General features: G+C 57.4%; 15 protein-coding genes. 6 read left to right on the top strand and 9 right to left on the bottom strand.

Annotated features, from left to right (window positions below; all coding sequences use genetic code 11):
• The first annotated feature begins 86 nt into the window (after window positions 1-86).
• Together rssB and rssC are read left to right on the top strand one after the other, a co-directional pair.
• A complete protein-coding gene (gene rssB / locus RGU44_RS10080; RefSeq protein ID WP_322178602.1) occupies window positions 87-1,268 on the top strand; it encodes a two-component system response regulator RssB in 1,182 nt (393 codons plus the stop codon).
• The gene (gene rssC / locus RGU44_RS10075) at window positions 1,268-1,750 is read left to right on the top strand and encodes an anti-sigma factor antagonist RssC (protein ID WP_219063157.1); all 483 of its coding nucleotides are present in this window, start codon (window positions 1,268-1,270) and stop codon (window positions 1,748-1,750) included. Before rssB ends, rssC begins: the two co-directional genes overlap by 1 nt.
• Before the next feature lie 64 nt (window positions 1,751-1,814).
• On the opposite strand, the gene tal is transcribed toward rssC, so the two are convergent.
• From tal to RGU44_RS10060, 3 genes are all read right to left on the bottom strand, one after another.
• The gene (gene tal / locus RGU44_RS10070) at window positions 1,815-2,741 is read right to left on the bottom strand and encodes a transaldolase (RefSeq protein ID WP_322178603.1); all 927 of its coding nucleotides are present in this window, start codon (window positions 2,739-2,741) and stop codon (window positions 1,815-1,817) included.
• A 152-nt stretch (window positions 2,742-2,893) separates the two neighbouring features.
• A complete protein-coding gene (gene dusA, locus RGU44_RS10065) occupies window positions 2,894-3,895 on the bottom strand; it encodes a tRNA dihydrouridine(20/20a) synthase DusA (protein WP_322216980.1) in 1,002 nt (333 codons plus the stop codon).
• Window positions 3,896-4,360: 465 nt separating this feature from the next.
• A complete protein-coding gene (locus tag RGU44_RS10060; RefSeq protein ID WP_322216978.1) occupies window positions 4,361-5,122 on the bottom strand; it encodes a hypothetical protein in 762 nt (253 codons plus the stop codon).
• Window positions 5,123-5,398: 276 nt separating this feature from the next.
• Between RGU44_RS10060 and RGU44_RS10055 the strand changes: the two genes are divergently transcribed.
• From RGU44_RS10055 to RGU44_RS10040, 4 genes are all read left to right on the top strand, one after another.
• On the top strand, window positions 5,399-6,406 hold the full coding sequence (locus RGU44_RS10055) for an NAD(P)-dependent alcohol dehydrogenase (RefSeq protein WP_322178606.1): 1,008 nt from the start codon (window positions 5,399-5,401) through the stop codon (window positions 6,404-6,406).
• 141 nt (window positions 6,407-6,547) lie between these two features.
• Window positions 6,548-7,672, top strand: coding sequence for an alkene reductase (locus RGU44_RS10050; RefSeq protein ID WP_322216976.1), 1,125 nt, complete (start codon window positions 6,548-6,550; stop codon window positions 7,670-7,672).
• A gap of 83 nt (window positions 7,673-7,755) precedes the next feature.
• Entirely contained in the window at window positions 7,756-8,061 is a 306-nt protein-coding gene (locus RGU44_RS10045) for an ArsR/SmtB family transcription factor (RefSeq protein ID WP_219063147.1), read from the top strand.
• A 156-nt stretch (window positions 8,062-8,217) separates the two neighbouring features.
• On the top strand, window positions 8,218-9,165 hold the full coding sequence (locus tag RGU44_RS10040) for a diguanylate cyclase domain-containing protein (RefSeq protein ID WP_322178608.1): 948 nt from the start codon (window positions 8,218-8,220) through the stop codon (window positions 9,163-9,165).
• A 129-nt stretch (window positions 9,166-9,294) separates the two neighbouring features.
• On the opposite strand, the gene RGU44_RS10035 is transcribed toward RGU44_RS10040, so the two are convergent.
• The 6 genes from RGU44_RS10035 to RGU44_RS10010 are packed head-to-tail and all read right to left on the bottom strand — an operon-like array spanning window position 9,295 to window position 15,678.
• Window positions 9,295-10,434, bottom strand: a complete 1,140-nt coding sequence (locus tag RGU44_RS10035) for an FAD-dependent oxidoreductase (protein WP_322178609.1) — start codon at window positions 10,432-10,434, stop codon at window positions 9,295-9,297.
• 1 nt (window position 10,435) lies between these two features.
• Entirely contained in the window at window positions 10,436-11,950 is a 1,515-nt protein-coding gene (locus tag RGU44_RS10030; protein WP_322216975.1) for a M81 family metallopeptidase, read from the bottom strand.
• A complete protein-coding gene (locus RGU44_RS10025) occupies window positions 11,951-12,931 on the bottom strand; it encodes an oligopeptide/dipeptide ABC transporter ATP-binding protein (RefSeq protein ID WP_322178611.1) in 981 nt (326 codons plus the stop codon).
• Window positions 12,928-13,887 (bottom strand): ABC transporter ATP-binding protein, encoded by a 960-nt coding sequence (locus tag RGU44_RS10020; RefSeq protein ID WP_322216973.1) that lies wholly within the window; start codon window positions 13,885-13,887, stop codon window positions 12,928-12,930. The genes RGU44_RS10025 and RGU44_RS10020 overlap by 4 nt, the downstream gene beginning before the upstream one ends.
• Before the next feature lie 4 nt (window positions 13,888-13,891).
• On the bottom strand, window positions 13,892-14,752 hold the full coding sequence (locus RGU44_RS10015) for an ABC transporter permease (RefSeq protein ID WP_322216972.1): 861 nt from the start codon (window positions 14,750-14,752) through the stop codon (window positions 13,892-13,894).
• On the bottom strand, window positions 14,749-15,678 hold the full coding sequence (locus RGU44_RS10010) for an ABC transporter permease (RefSeq protein WP_322216971.1): 930 nt from the start codon (window positions 15,676-15,678) through the stop codon (window positions 14,749-14,751). Before RGU44_RS10010 ends, RGU44_RS10015 begins: the two co-directional genes overlap by 4 nt.
• Between the last annotated feature and the right edge of the window lie 21 nt (window positions 15,679-15,699).

Here is a 15,699-nt window from a genome sequence, read left to right as displayed (position 1 = left end):
TCAGAGAGGCTAGAAGCGAATCCAGTACGCGAGTCCGGTAAAAACCGAGCCGCCTACGCCAACCTACTCTGGCGCCGTTTGCCCACATGCAGAAAACCAGTGCCACGCTGCTGATAATCGATGACGACGAAGTAGTGCGAGCTAGCATCGCCGCCTATTTGGAAGACAGTGGTTTCAGCGTCCTGCAAGCGAGCAATGGCTTGCAGGGTCTTCAGGTCTTTGAGCAAAAAAAGCCCGACCTTGTGATCTGCGACCTGCGTATGCCTCAGGTGGGCGGCCTCGAGCTGATCCGTCAGGTAACTACCCTCTCGCCTGAAACGCCAGTGATAGTCGTATCCGGGGCAGGAGTCATGAGCGACGCCGTCGAGGCCTTGCGCCTGGGTGCTGCCGATTACTTGGTCAAGCCTCTAGAAGATCTAGCGGTGCTTGAGCACTCAGTGCGTCGAGCCCTGGATCGTGCGCGGCTGCTTCTGGAAAACCAGCGCTATCGTCAGAAGCTCGAAACGGCCAACCGCGAACTCGAAGCCAGCCTGCATTTGCTCCAGGAAGACCAGAACGCCGGTCGACAGGTGCAGATGAACATGTTGCCGGTCAATCCATGGGCGGTCGATCAGTTCCAGTTCGCTCACGAGATCATCCCGTCGCTATACCTGTCGGGCGACTTCGTGGATTACTTTCGGGTCGACGAGCGCCGCGTGGCGTTTTACCTCGCCGACGTGTCCGGGCATGGTGCTTCTTCAGCCTTTGTCACGGTGCTGCTGAAGTTCATGACCACGCGCCTGTTGTTCGAATTCAAACGTAGCGGTACATTGCCGGAGTTCAAACCTTCGGAGGTGCTGGGTCATATCAACCGTGGACTGATCAACTGCAACCTGGGCAAGCATGTGACCATGGTGGGTGGTGTGATCGACGAAGAAACCGGGAAATTGACCTACAGCATCGGTGGCCATTTACCGCTACCGATCTTGTACACGCCCACGGATGTCCATTATCTGGAAGGCCGTGGCCTGCCGGTCGGGCTGTTCAATGAGGCGACCTATCAGGATCACGTACTGGACTTGCCTGAGACCTTCAGCCTGACTTTACTCTCCGATGGGATTTTGGACCTTTTGCCCGGTGATACACTCAAAGAGAAAGAGGCCATTTTACCTCAGCTGGTAAAAAAGGCCGGCGGCAGCCTGGATGGTCTGCGTCAAGTTTTTGGATTGGCCACGCTAGGAGAGATGCCGGATGATATCGCCTTGTTGGTGTTGAGCAGGAACCTTTAATGAGTACCGGTAGAATCCAGTTCGCTGAGCAAGCAGGCACTTTTGTCCTCAAGTTTGTTGGCGAAGTGCGCCTTACGCTCTGTTCGGCTTTGGATGCAACTATTGAACGTATCTTCACTGCGCGGAATTTTTCGGCAATCGTCATCGATTTGACCGAAACCCGTAGCATTGACAGCACGACGCTCGGCTTGCTGGCCAAGTTGTCCATCTTGTCGCGCCAAAAAGTGGGGTTATTGCCGACGGTCGTCACCACCCACGAAGACATCACTCGACTGTTGCAGTCGATGGGCTTTGATCAAGTGTTCAACATAGTAGATCGGCCGATCCCATGTCCTGAGTGCCTGACCGACTTACCGTCGCAGGATCAGTCCGAAGAAGTAGTGAAGGCCAAAGTGCTGGAAGCGCACAAGATACTGATGGGCTTGAACGACTCTAATCGCGAAGCGTTTCACGACTTGGTCAATGCGCTAGAGCGGCACTGATAGCGGCACTGTTGCGCGGGAATTAAAAAGGGCGGACCTGTGAAGGTGCCGCCCTTTGATGTATTCAGGCCTTGGCGGCGAGTAATGCTTCGAGTTTTTCCTGATCCCGTGCGAACTGACGAATGCCTTCTGCCAGTTTTTCGGTGGCCATCGCATCTTCGTTCGAGGCCCAGCGGAACTGGTTCTCGCTCAAGCTCTGACGTTTCTCACCGGCATTGCCCGGTGCCAGTTTTCGCTCCAGCTTACCGTTGTCATTCGACAGCTGCTCCAGCAAGTCCGGGCTGATGGTCAGACGATCACACCCGGCCAGTAGCTCGATCTGGCTGAGGTTGCGGAAGCTCGCGCCCATGACCACGGTCTTGTAGTCATTGGACTTGTAGTAGTTGTAGATCCGGGTGACCGATTGCACGCCTGGGTCTTCAGCGCCAAAAAAATCACGACCAGCCGATTTTTTGTACCAGTCGTAAATCCGCCCTACGAACGGCGAAATCAAGAACACGCCAGCCTCGGCGCAGGCAATTGCTTGAGCAAACGAGAACAGCAGCGTGAGGTTGGTCTGAATGCCATCGCGTTCGAGCTTCTCGGCGGCACGAATGCCTTCCCAGGTCGACGCCAGTTTGATCAGTATCCGGTCGCGGCCAATGCCGGCATCATCGTAAAGGCCAACCAGACGCTCGGCGCGATTGATCATGGCATCAGTGTCGAATGACAACCGGGAGTCCACTTCAGTGGAAACGCGGCCAGGTACCACGTTGAGAATTTTTTGCCCGATCGCGACGGCAAACCGGTCGCAAGCGAGTCCAATATCGTTTTTGCTACCGCTAAACGCATCGGCGAGCAGTTCGGCGTTGTTCGAACTGGACGCGGCCTTGAGCAGCAGGGAAGGGTTGGTCGTCGCATCCACCGGCTTGAGGCGGGCGATGGCATCAAAATCGCCAGTATCAGCGACCACAGTAGTCATTTGCTTGAGTTGATCCAGCTTGGAAGTCATGAGCGTGCTCTGTCCTGTGCGGTTAGAAGACATTACCCGAGCGCTGCCAGCCACTCAAGGGCGCATCCTTATCGGCACTCCAAGAGGCGGATAAGCGATCCAGAATCCTTTGAACCCGATCCGTACCGGTTGTTCCCCAAGCGACGCGGTAACTACCGACCTTCGAGTAGCTGCGCCGCCTGATCCAGCAACGCCAGCGGGTCTTTCGCCTTATGGATATCGACCGACAGCAATTGCCGAAACCGCCGAGCTCCCGGAAAACCCGTACCCAGCCCCAGCACATGCCGAGTGATGTGATGCATCGAACCGCCGTTGGCAATATGAGCCGCTATATAAGGCCGTAACGTCGCCAGCGACTCCGCCCGGGAAATCACCGGCGCGGTACTGCCAAATAGCTGCTGATCGACCTCGGCCAACACATAAGGGTTGTGATAAGCCTCACGCCCCAACATCACGCCATCGAACACCTGCAAATGTTCACGGCATTGCTCGAGCGTCTTGATCCCTCCGTTGAGAATGATTTCCAGGTCAGGAAAATCCGCCTTCAACTGCGCAGCTATGTCATAGCGCAGCGGCGGAATATCGCGGTTCTCCTTAGGCGACAACCCCTCAAGAATCGCAATCCGCGCATGCACGGTAAAACTCGTGCAACCCGCCTCACTCACCTGTCCGACAAAGTCACACAACTGCGCGTAACTGTCCCGACCATTGATCCCTATCCGATGCTTCACCGTCACCGGTATCGACACTGCATCCAGCATCGCCTTGACACAATCCGCCACCAACCCCGGATGCGCCATCAACACCGCGCCAATCAAATTGTTCTGCACCCGATCACTCGGACAGCCCACATTCAGATTGACCTCGTCATAGCCTAGGGCTTCAGCCATACGCGCGCAGGCCGCCAAGTCGGCAGGAACGCTCCCGCCCAGTTGAAGAGCCAGTGGGTGCTCTGCTTCATCGTGCTGCAGGAAACGAGCGTGATCCCCATTGAGAAGCGCGCCGGTCGTGACCATTTCCGTGTAGAGCAGCGCGTTTTTCGACAACAGCCGCAGGAAAAAGCGGCAATGGTGATCGGTCCAATCCATCATCGGCGCAACGCTGAAGCGGCGGGAGAAGGATTGGGGTGGTGCCGTGGCGAGATTTAGGGGCATTGGGTATCTAGGTGGGTGAGGCGGGAGATGAAAGTTTATCAGGAATGGCGTCGGAAGGTGGGTAGGCAGATCCGTGCAGCCGGGTAGCTATCTATACAAACGGGCCCACTGCATTTAAACAATCAATCCAACCCGAAGATTTCGTAGGCATCAAGGTTTAGGGCTGGCCAACGGAATACCGGCAGCGCTCAGTCTCTTGAGTATTTCAAAGAGGAGGTCACTCTTGGTCGCGCTAACAATTCTAGGGCTACTGACATAACCGGTGATGGTTAGCGTGATGCCATCAGGTGTCAGTTTGCTGAATCTTACCCTGGCGCTACACATAACTTGGTTATTTCCTTGCTCAGTCAAACGTACTGTTTATAGCGCTGTCGGTCATGGGCCATTGATTCAGATCAGCTTAAAAGCGAATTTGAAAAACTATAGGCGCCTCTATCTCACACCCGTGCTCGCCCTGGAATTTGGCTACTGACCGAGTCTGCCTAGTGTGTCGCGTATAGGCTCAAGTGATACACCGATCAAACCATCGAGCGGCCTGTTCAGTTCCTCGACCAGAAGAATCGCCGCGGAGGTTGATAGTGCGCACATCATTAGCACGGCCAAAATGGTGCCGTTACGAGGCGCGAACAAGCCAAAGGTGCCGAAGATAATGCACAGCCACGACACCAGAATCGCAAGCATCGTAAGCGGGATCGAGCCATTTGCCTGAAGGAGTGCCAGCCAGCGGGTAGCAAACACTTCATCCATAACCAGCAAGGCACGTGCCTTGAGCGCGCTCTGAGCATCATTGCCAGGGGAAAGGGCTTCCACCTTGCGCTGCAGCTCTTCAGACCGGTTTATTGCCTCGGGGCTGTCGAGCTTTGCGATCTGTGTCGCATCGCGTGATGCAAGCACTTGCATGACGCCTGCGTAGTTATGCTTGAGCAGGCTGCGGATTTCTTGGGTGTCCGGCCCATATCGGGACAACACTCGGTCGAATTGAACGACCTTGGCCGCCGTTCCCACGAGCTCGGCGCTGGTCGTATCGAAAGTGCCTTTGGCTGACGAGACAAGAAGACCAAGCACCAGGGCGGCCATTGTCGCGATCAGGCCTGTGGCGAGTTTCACTACGCTGATGGATTCATCGCTCAGGTGTTGAGAGGGCAGCCGCCCGCGTAGATACGAACCCAGCAGCGCGCTACCGAACAGACAGATGAAAACGACTGCCGCGATCACCAGATGATTCAAGTTCAACCTCCGTTGTCGTTGTCTTCAGGCTGTTTGGTAGATTCATGATAGTAGACGGCCTGGCTGTTAAGGCGTCGGATAGCGTTTGAATATTCAGCCACCGACAGCCCCGACAGCCACAGCTCAGCGATACCGCCAGCGCTAGAGCGGGGTGCTATTCTCGGTTTTTCGGGGTGAAGGTCGAATTTCTTCTGCTGCTCGGGTGTCTGTCTTGTCAGTGTTGGCTTTTCGCGGCGCGCGAGCCTTATCGAAGCCTCTTTTTTGGAGAATTGCTCAATGAAAGCTATCAAGATCACGCTGCCTGCGTCACTGAAAAACCTTCAACTGGTTGAGCTGCCCGATCCTGGAAAACCCGCTGCCGGGCAGATTCGTGTGCGCATTCATGCGTGCTCATTGAATTTTCACGATTACGCGGTAGTGACCGGCATGATGCCGACCGCCGATGGGCGTATCCCTATGGCCGATGGCGCGGGTGTGGTGGAAGCAGTGGGTGAGGGTGTCAGTGAGTTCAAGGTCGGCGACCATGTCGTCTCGTGTTTTTTTCCGCACTGGGAAACCGGCGGTGCCGTGATCGCTGACTTCAGCACGACACCCGGCGATGGCGTGGATGGTTATGCCCGCGAGGTAGTGGTCAAGCCAAGTCACTGGTTCACGCTGGCGCCTGCGGGTTACAGCCATGTGCAAGCCGCCACATTGACCACGGCAGGGCTTACCGCCTGGCGGGCACTTGTCGTCGATGGCGGGCTCAAAGCGGGTGACAGTGTGTTGGTGTTGGGGACCGGAGGCGTGTCGATTTTCGCCTTGCAAATAGCTAAGGCGATGGGCGCGACAGTGATTGCCACCTCGTCATCGGACGCCAAGCTGGCCAAGGTTCGAGAGCTGGGTGCAGACCACACGATCAACTACCGCCAACAGCCCGAGTGGGGCAACGAAGTGCTCAAACTGACCGGCGGCCGAGGAGTTGACCACGTCATCGAAGTCGGCGGTCCGGGCACGCTGCCTCAATCAATAATCGCGTGCCGTATCGGTGGGCATATCGCCCTGATCGGCGTCCTTACAGGATGGGAAGGTCCGGTGCCGACGGCGGCATTGATGGCCAAACAACAACGTCTGCAGGGGTTGATCGTGGGTAGCCGGCAGAACCAGCGGGACATGGTGCGCGGGCTTGAAGCGACGGGCATCAAACCGGTGATCGACAGTACCTTCGTGCTGACTGATATCGGTAGGGCCTTTGCCCATGAAGCGTCGGGTGCTCACCTGGGGAAAATCTGTCTCGCGTTCTAAGTACCGCTGATCTGACGCGAAAATTCGGGAGAGCCACCCTGGCAGGTGGTCTTTTCGGATATACATATTGAGATATATCAATATGCAGATTATAGTGGCCGCTGTCATTAATCAGTACCCGTGATCCACAAGGATTCTACGTTGAAACACTCGACTCTATTCAGCAGCACCGAACTCGGCCCCTATACCCTGAAAAACCGGGTGGTCCTGCCACCATTGACCCGCTCTCGTAGCTCGCAGCCAGGCAATGTACCGAATGACCTCATGGCGACCTACTATTCCCAGCGCAGTGGTGCGGGCTTCATGGTCACTGAAGGTACCCAGATTGAACCAAGAGGGCAGGGTTACGCCTGGACACCGGGTATCCACACTGCAGAGCAAATCGAGGGCTGGCGCAAGGTGACAACCAAAGTGCACGCCGATGGCGGAGTCATCTTCGCCCAACTCTGGCATGTCGGCAGGGTCTCGCATGTTTCGCTACAACCTGATGGTGGCGCGCCGGTAGCGCCCTCGGCAATTGCCGCACAAGGGGTCAGCGTATTCATCGAAACAGGACCGGGCACGGGTGAGTTAAGCGCGCCGTCCCAGCCACGAGCGCTGACACGCGAAGAGATCGCAGAGCTGGTTTCGTTCTATGCGCAAGCTGCACAGAACGCGATGGATGCGGGCTTTGATGGCGTTGAGATCCACAGCGCCAATGGCTATCTGATCAACCAGTTCATCTCTCGGCACAGCAACCAGCGTGAGGATGAATACGGCGGCAGCCTGGACAACCGCTTGCGCTTTCTCAGGGAAGTGACCCAGGCTGTAGCTGATCGCGTGGGCAAAGATCGTGTAGGGGTGCGTTTCTCGCCGCTGTTTCAAAGCACCGACGAAGCGCGCGTCTACCTCGGGCTGGTTGAAGACGACCCCCATGCAACCTACATCGCAGCGATCAAGGTTCTGGAGGACATCGGTATCGCCTACTTGTCGCTGGCCGAGGCTGACTGGGACGACGCACCGCAGCTGCCGGAGAGTTTTCGTCACGCTGCTCGCGCTGCGTTCAGTGGGCGCATCATCTACGCAGGCAAATACACGGCAGTGCGCGGTGAGAAAGCCATTGGCGAGGGCTGGAGTGATCTGATCGCATTCGGACGCCCCTTCATCGCCAACCCGGATTTGCCGCAACGCATCGCCAACGGCTGGCCACTGAATCTGGCTGATCCCGCCAGTCTTTATGGCGGCACTGCGATGGGGTATACCGACTATCCTTTCCACGGCATCTAAGCATCGGATGCGCCACGAGGGGCGGCGCGCTGTATTTTCGGCGTAGATATCGTAATATCTCGAAAAGCAGATGCGAATGACCTATGAGTATTGATATCAGCGAAGCCCTGAAGGCCTTGGACAACCCCACTCGGTTGTCCATTCTTGCGTGGCTCAAAGAGCCTCGTAAAAATTTCCCCGAACAAGAGGTCAATGCCGATGAGGTTGGTGTTTGCGTGAGCATTATCCAGGCGCGGGCCAACTTGTCGCAATCAACGGTTTCGCTTTACCTCGCCGCGCTGCAAAGGGCTCAACTGGTAACGTCGCAGCGCATTGGCCCGTGGACGTATTACAAACGCCACGAGCAGAACATCGAACAATTCCAGCAAGCACTTAAAGCGCTTATTTGAGTGTGCTCTTGGGCCGTTGATATTACCTGTAATTGGCCCTGGAGCGTTCAGCGAACACTGTGGAGCTCCGCGCATCGCTTCAATGGATTCGACCTTGATTCGCCGCGACGGTGGCAACATGCTATTGCGCACTTCCTTCATTGAGGCCTGGTCGATATGAACACCGCCAAACTCCCTCCTGAAACCGATAGTGCTGTTTATAAAACCCTGCTTGAGTCGACCAAGGCAATCCCTTGGCGGATTGACTGGAAAACAATGACGTTCAGCTACATAGGACCGCAGATCGAAGGGCTGCTCGGGTGGACGCCGGACAGCTGGATCGGGGTTGATGACTGGGTTGCGCGCATGCACCCGGATGATCGTGACTATGTGGTTAACTTCTGCGTATCGCAGTCCAGGGCCGGCGTTGATCATGAGGCGGATTATCGAGCATTGACCAAGGATGGCGGCTACGTCTGGATACGCGATGTGGTGCACGTTGTGCGCAAGGGTAGTGAAGTTGAAGCCTTGGTCGGCTTCATGTTTGACATTAGCGAACGCAAGAGGACCGAAGATCATCTGATTCGTCTGCAAAAACAACTTGAAGAATTTTCCTTCCAGGATGGGCTGACCGGGATAGCCAACCGACGCATGTTCGACAGGGTGCTCGAACGCGAGTGGAGCAGTGCACAACGGGATCAACGCCCGCTGTCTTTGATTATTTTGGATATCGATTACTTCAAGCAGTACAACGATCACTACGGGCATGTGAAGGGCGATGAAGCCTTGCGGCGAGTAGCCCAGACCTTGTCGCAGGCAGCGAACCGTCCAGGGGATTTCATTGCGCGTATCGGGGGCGAAGAGTTCGTTTGGTTACTGCCTGAAACCACTGCTGAAAAGGCCAGGGATGTGGCGGAGAAATGCCTGCAACTGATCCGCCAACAGCAGATCAGCCATCCAACGTCCGAAGTTTCAGCACTCTTGACCCTGAGCCTCGGAGTTGGCACCACGACCCCCAAGCATGATGACACTGCGCTGCAATTTGTCGAGAAAGTCGACGGGCTGCTCTATCAAGTCAAGCGTAGCGGCAGGATGGGAGCCGAGTACGCTGACTTCAGTGATTGATGCCGCCTTTTGGAGATGGCCGTCCTGTTCCTCGCGGATGTCCATCTTGACCAAGGCCGTTTGAATCCATCGGGTCGTTGAAGAAGCACCAATGCCGCGACACATCCTGTTGTCGGAGTCGGACAATTTCTATTGTTTGAGGGTTGACAGGCGAGCGGGTGAAAAGAAGTCTGGTCGTATCCCGGCCTTACATAGGTCGGCTGGCGGCGCACCCTCCAGAAACAAGCCGGCAGCCCATGCGGAAAGGGCTGGAGACGTTAGAATTCCACTACCGCCTTGGCCTGCCAGCCAGAAGAAATCCGCGTCCTGCGGACTAAAACCGACGACCTGCCGTTTGTCTGGGGCAAAGCTGCGCAGCCCCGCCCATTTGTGAGTGATTCGGTTGACGGGTAGCGTCGTCGACTCTGACAGAAAGTGTGCGGCGTAGGCGACGTCCAGTTCATCGGGCTGTGCGTCGCAAGCCTCGCTCGGCGTTGCATCTGCGGGTGAGACCATGATCCGCCCAGATTCAGGTTTGAAGTAAAACGCCTCTTCGACTTCGTTCACACCTGGCATGGCGGAAATGTCCATGCCTTCAGGCCCATCGACAGTGATTGCCGTGCGGCGGTAGGGCACGATGCCCAGCCGTTCAAGGCCTGCCAGCGCGGCGAAATCATCCGCCCAGGCGCCCGCCGCATTGACGATTTTTCGGCAGAGTATCTCGCCACCCGGCGTTTGCAGACGATAGACACCGTGCTCACGATGGACCGAGGTGACCGGGCTTGCGACCTGCACCTGCGCCCCGGCTTGTCGTGCCAGGCGAAGGTAGCCTTGCAGCAGGCTGTCTACCTCCATATCCCAACTCAACGGATCGTAGAAGGCAGCAGCAACATAGTCCGCCTTCAAAAACGGCACCATCGCCAAAGCGTCGTCTGGATGCAACATGCGTGACTCGGGTGAAGTAGACAGGGCGTGACGAAATGCTGACTCGATCAAAGGCGCCCGCGCGCTCGCCGCAATGATGAGGTTGCCGCGCGGGATTAGAAGATCGATATCTGTGAAGCCGGTTGGGGGGTTGACCAGGAAGTCGTAGGAGTTTTCGGCGAGGGTGCCGACCCATGGACTTTGGAACTGACTGGAAAACTCCGCAGCCGAGCGGCCAGTGGAGTGATAGCCGACATGATTTTCGCGTTCGAGCAGGATCAGCGAGCGCTGACCCGCAACCCGATAGGCGAAAGAAGCACCGGCAATTCCGCCACCGATGACGGCAACGTCAAAAATCTGAGACATATTAAACTCCGGAGCGCGGTGGTGTAGTGCGGATCATTTCGCGGTCTAGCGGGTAGATCGGACGCGGTATTTTGCTGAAGGGCAGGCGTCCATAATCCAATGTGCAGAGTGCACCGCTGTCGCAGATCAGCACGCTGCTGGCAATCGGCTCAAAAGCGGCTCGGAAATGCTGCATCGACTTCAGCGCGACGACACGCTTTGCTGCCGGGTCGATGCCAAAGGCGCGAAATTGCTGGAGATCCAGCATTTGCAATGCAGCACTGGTGACCAGAATTTCGATGCCGTCGACCACCAGCACCGCGCTCGGTCCGAAGCTCTGTTCCAGGCCGCCGATCATCGGTCCATCGCCGATGAAATCACCATTGCTGACCAGCAGGATACGTCCGGTCACGGTCAGCGGTTCGCCGCCGAAACGGGCATCGCTCTTTCCTCCGACTGTTACCGTGACCGTGGTTCCTACACCCTTTTCGCACAGAGTCGCGGCGACCTCTGGATCGACCATCGGGCCGAAGCAGGCGTCCTCTACCCCGGCAGCCAGCAGGGCACGCAGCAGCTCAGTGGAGTCGCCATAAGCACCCGCTCCCGGATTGTCGGCATAGTCAGCGACAATCAATGGACCGTTTTGACGGGGGTAAGCGTGGGCGATCTTCGCCACTTCGTCCACGGTGTAATAGGTATTGATCACTTCGTCGCGGCGGTTCCAGATGTCATCTGCCAGGTTTTGGGCAAAGGCGCGATGCAGGCGCTCATTGCCTTCATAGGTGACGAGCACGGTAGGCCCGACTTCGGCAATATCGGCTTCTGGAAATGCGCCGTTTATGCTGACTGCGAACGCCCCAGGCTGTTCTGCTTCCCAGGCTCGGGCCTTGGCGATGCGCTCGACCATCGGTCCCGTGTCAGTACGCCCGCCATTGGCCTCTTCGAGCATTGGCAGATGAATACGCAGAGTCCGCGGCTTGATTTCGCCCGTCATGGTTCGCTGCAGCAGGTTTCCAGCGTGGCAGGCGGTCTCCTTAAGGTCGATATGCGGATAAGTCTTGTAGGAAACGAGAATTTGCGCCAATGCGCACATGCGTTCGGTCACATTGGCGTGCAGGTCCAGTGTAAGAGCAATAGGTAGATCAGGGCCGACCACTGCGCGCAATCGCGCCAGAAGCTCACCGTCGCCATCGTCGGTATGTTCGGCAACCATGGCGCCATGCAGGCACAACAGAATACCGTCGAATTTTTGCGCCCTGGAGGCGTCGACAATCAACCTCGTCAGGTATTCATAAGCCTCGACTGTTACCGGGCCTGAGGGCTCGCTCCAGGCGCTGACGACATGGTGCATGTCCCAATTGAATTCGGCAGCGCAACTAAGCGCACCCGCCAGTCCGGTATTGGATTCGCCACGTTTCTTCACAGCTTCCTCGCCCAGCATCAAGGTCTCGCGCCGAAACTCTGGCAGACCGGTCTTACGGGTGCTGAAGGTGTTCGATTCGTGCATGAATTCGGCGGTGAGGACTTTGAATGACATTTAGAGCTCCGGGGCAAGGAAAGTCGATTCATGAACGTGGCACGCCACGGCATGGTCGCCAGTCTGGGTTCGAAGGATGGGCAGGCTTTCTCGGCAACGCGGTTGTACTTTTGGACAGCGCCCAGCAAAGGCGCAACCGAGTGGTACATCGTAGCCACTCGGGATTTCGCCGGTGATCCGCACGATCTCGTGTCGCTGGTGCGGGTCGGGAACCAGAACGCTGGCCATCAGCGCCTTGGTATAGGGGTGGATCGGTGTGGCGCCCCGAGGGAGGACCTCGACCACGCGGCCGAGGTACATCACCAGGGTGCGATCGCAGAAATACTGCACCAGCGCCAGGTCATGGGAAATGAACATGTAGGTGAGATCGAGTCGATCGCGCAGATCCTGCAGTAGACGGATCACTTGCGCCTGGATCGACACGTCAAGGGAGGCTGTCGACTCATCGAGCACGATCAGCGATGGATCGAGCGCCAGCGCCCGGGCGATGCCTACCCGTTGCTTCTGTCCACCGGACATCTGATGTTGATAGCTGCCAGCCAGGTGCAGCGGCAGGGCGACCATCGTCAAGAGCGCATCGACTTTGGCGCTGGCCTGTGCAGACGACAGGTGGATGCCCTGCACCTGAAACGGTTCAAGCAACGTATCGCGCACTTTCTGGCGTGGGTCGATCGAGGAATAAGGGTCCTGGAAAACCATCTGGAATTGACGCCGCAGTGGCCGTAAGGCCCGTACCGTAAGGCTGGCGATATCCGTGCCGTCAAACAGCACTTCGCCGCAGGTGGGCGTCAAAAGTCGCATGATGAGGCGGGCAAGGGTCGACTTTCCACAACCGGACTCGCCGACGACGCCCAGGATTTCCCCGCGTTGCACGTCGAACGAGACATCGCTGACGGCGCGAAAGTGACGTCGGGGCTTGAGAATGCCTCCGCCGCTGGTAAAGGTTCGTCCGAGACCGCGTACTGAGAGGATCGGCTTCATGGCAACTGTCCTGCGGTGTGCAGGAAGCAAGAGACGCTGCGTCCGGCCTCATTCATGGGTGTGGGCATTGATTGGCGACATACATCCATAACCCTGTTACAGCGGGTATTAAAGCGGCAACCATTAGGCATGTTGCCGGCCGAAGGCACCACGCCAGGGATTCCCGTCAGGGTTCCAGGCAGCATGCCTGGCCGAGGAATACAGCCGATCAACGCGCCGGTGTAAGGGTGTCGCGGGTGATCGAAAATGGTCGTCACCGCGCCGTATTCGATCACTTGCCCGCAGTACATCACGGCGACCCGGTCGCAGGTTTGCGCCACGACTCCCATGTCGTGGGTGATCAACACCAGCCCAAGGCCGCGTTCGCGAACGAGCTGGACCAGAAGCTGGATGATCTGGGCCTGGACGGTCACATCCAGCGCGGTGGTCGGCTCATCGGCGATCAGCAGCTCTGGATCACCGGCCAAGGCCATGGCGATTACGATTCTCTGGCGCATTCCGCCAGACAGTTGGTGTGGAAACAAATCGTAGGCAAGCGCCGGGTCCGGGATGCGCATGCGCTCCATCAACTCGACCGATCGGGCTTTGGCTTCTTTACGGTCGAGGTGCAGATGCAGTTGCGCCACTTGGTCGATTTGCCTGCCGACGCGAACCACGGGGTCTAGTGAAGTCATGGGGTTTTGCGTGATGAGGGCGATCCGCCCGCCACGCAATGCGCGATAGCTACGTTCGTCCAGGGTAGTGAGTTCCGTGCCATCAAACCGGATACTGCCGGCCTTGACCCGTCCCCCCATCAGCGGCAATAGCCCCATGATGCTCATCGCAGTCATCGATTTGCCAGAGCCGGATTCACCGACGAGCCCAAGAATCTCACCTTTGTCGAGGTCCAGGTCTACTCCAGACAGCGGTTCGAACGGACCGAAACCAATTTTCAGATTTTCAATGGTCAATAGCATGGGCCTAGTGACTCCTCGCTTGAGCCTTGATATCCAAGGCATGCAAGACACCCTCTCCAAAAAGATTGATGAAAATGACAGAGAGGGCGATGAACGCACCGGGCAACAGAATGACCCACGGCGCGCTAAACAATTGCGCCGATCCAGTGCTCATCATGGCTCCCCAGCTGGGCACCGGCGGTTGAACGCCCATGCCGAAAAAGCCAAGGGTCGCTTCCAGGAGAATGGCGTTGCCGGTCGACAACATGGCTACGACGATGACCGGGGCCACCACGTTCGGCAGCAGCCGACGCAGGATGATATGCGTCGGTCCCGCGCCCAGACTCAAGCTTGCCTCCACGAACGTTTGACGTTTCAGGCTTCTGATCTGGGTGCGGGTAAGACGTGTGAACTGCGCCAGGTAGGCGATGCTGATGGCAAGGATCGTACTGGACGAGCCGGGACCGATGATTGCAACGATCAAAAGTGCCAGCACGATTTCTGGAAAGCTCCACGTCAGGTCGACGACAGACATCACCGCGCGATCCACTCGCCCGCCTACGTAGCCGCAAATGGCGCCGATCAGAATGCCAACCGTCACCGAAAGACTAATGGCAATCAGTGACACGCTGAGTGAGGTCCGGGCGCCGAAGATGACGCGCGACAGTACGTCCCGGCCGAACTCGTCGGTGCCGAACCAATGGGCGGTAGACGGAGCCTGGGTGGCGATGGCGAGATGTTGCAGGTCGTAGGGGTAGGGCGCCACCCAGGGCGCAGCGCAGGCAATGAGGATCAGAATCAGCAGAGCGACAGCCGAGATGGCCGAGCTGAACGTCGGCATCAACACCGTGATGCTCCTCCAGACGGCGGAAGAATGGGCGGTCATTGGGCGGCTTCCTCACGTTGACGCGGGTCCATCGCCGCTTGCAGCAGATCACCCAGCAGCGTGCCCAGCATGACGGCGATGGCGAGGAACAGCAGGCAGCCCTGTATCAGCGGGTAGTCGCGCTGCGCCAGGGCCCGGATTAAAAGTGAGCCCAGCCCTGGCCGGGCAAATACATACTCCACTGTCACCGAGCCGCCGACGATCAGACCGATGCGTAAACTCAGGATCGTGACCACTGGAATGAGGGCGTGACGCAGGATGTGGCGTATCTGGATCGTCCAGCGAGACAGGCCCTTGGCATGTAGCAGCATTACGAAGTCCTCGCGGGCAATTTCAATCATGGAAATGCGTGTCACCCTCGCAACCAGCGCCATGCCGCTTAGCCCAACGGTAATCGCGGGCAAAATCAACGAGGTCCAGTGACGTGCGCCAGACACCGGCACCCAACCGAGTTCGACGGCAAACAGCATGATCATCAAGAGGCCAAGCCAGAAAGTGGGCATCGTCGAACCCAGCAACGACACCCCCATCAGGCTGTGATCAATCCAGCGATTCTGAAAAGATGCGGCAATCGTTCCCGCCAGCACTCCTGCCACTGCCGAGAACATTAATGCCCAGCCACCCAGCGCCAGGCTGTAGCCGAGATTGCTCATGATGAGGTCGGCCACCGGGCGACGCATGACGATTGCCATCCCCAGGTCGCCGTGAACGATATTGTTCAGCCAGGTGAAGTATTGCTCGGTCAGACTGCGGTCCAGGCCGTAGCGAGCGATGATTTCCGCTCGCTGGGTTACCGACGCTCCCACGCTCATCATGTTGTCGACCGGGTCTCCCGGCACCAGATGAACGATCAGGAAGACGATGCCGGAAACGATGAAAAAGACCGGAATCATCGCCAGCAGCCTCCGAATGAAATAGCTCACCATGTCAGTCGTCTCTGCACCGTC

Source organism: Pseudomonas sp. 5C2 (genome assembly GCF_034314155.1).
GTDB lineage: Bacteria > Pseudomonadota > Gammaproteobacteria > Pseudomonadales > Pseudomonadaceae > Aquipseudomonas.
Note: the sequence above shows the minus strand (reverse complement) of the source record. Positions and strands in the feature narration are given on the sequence as shown.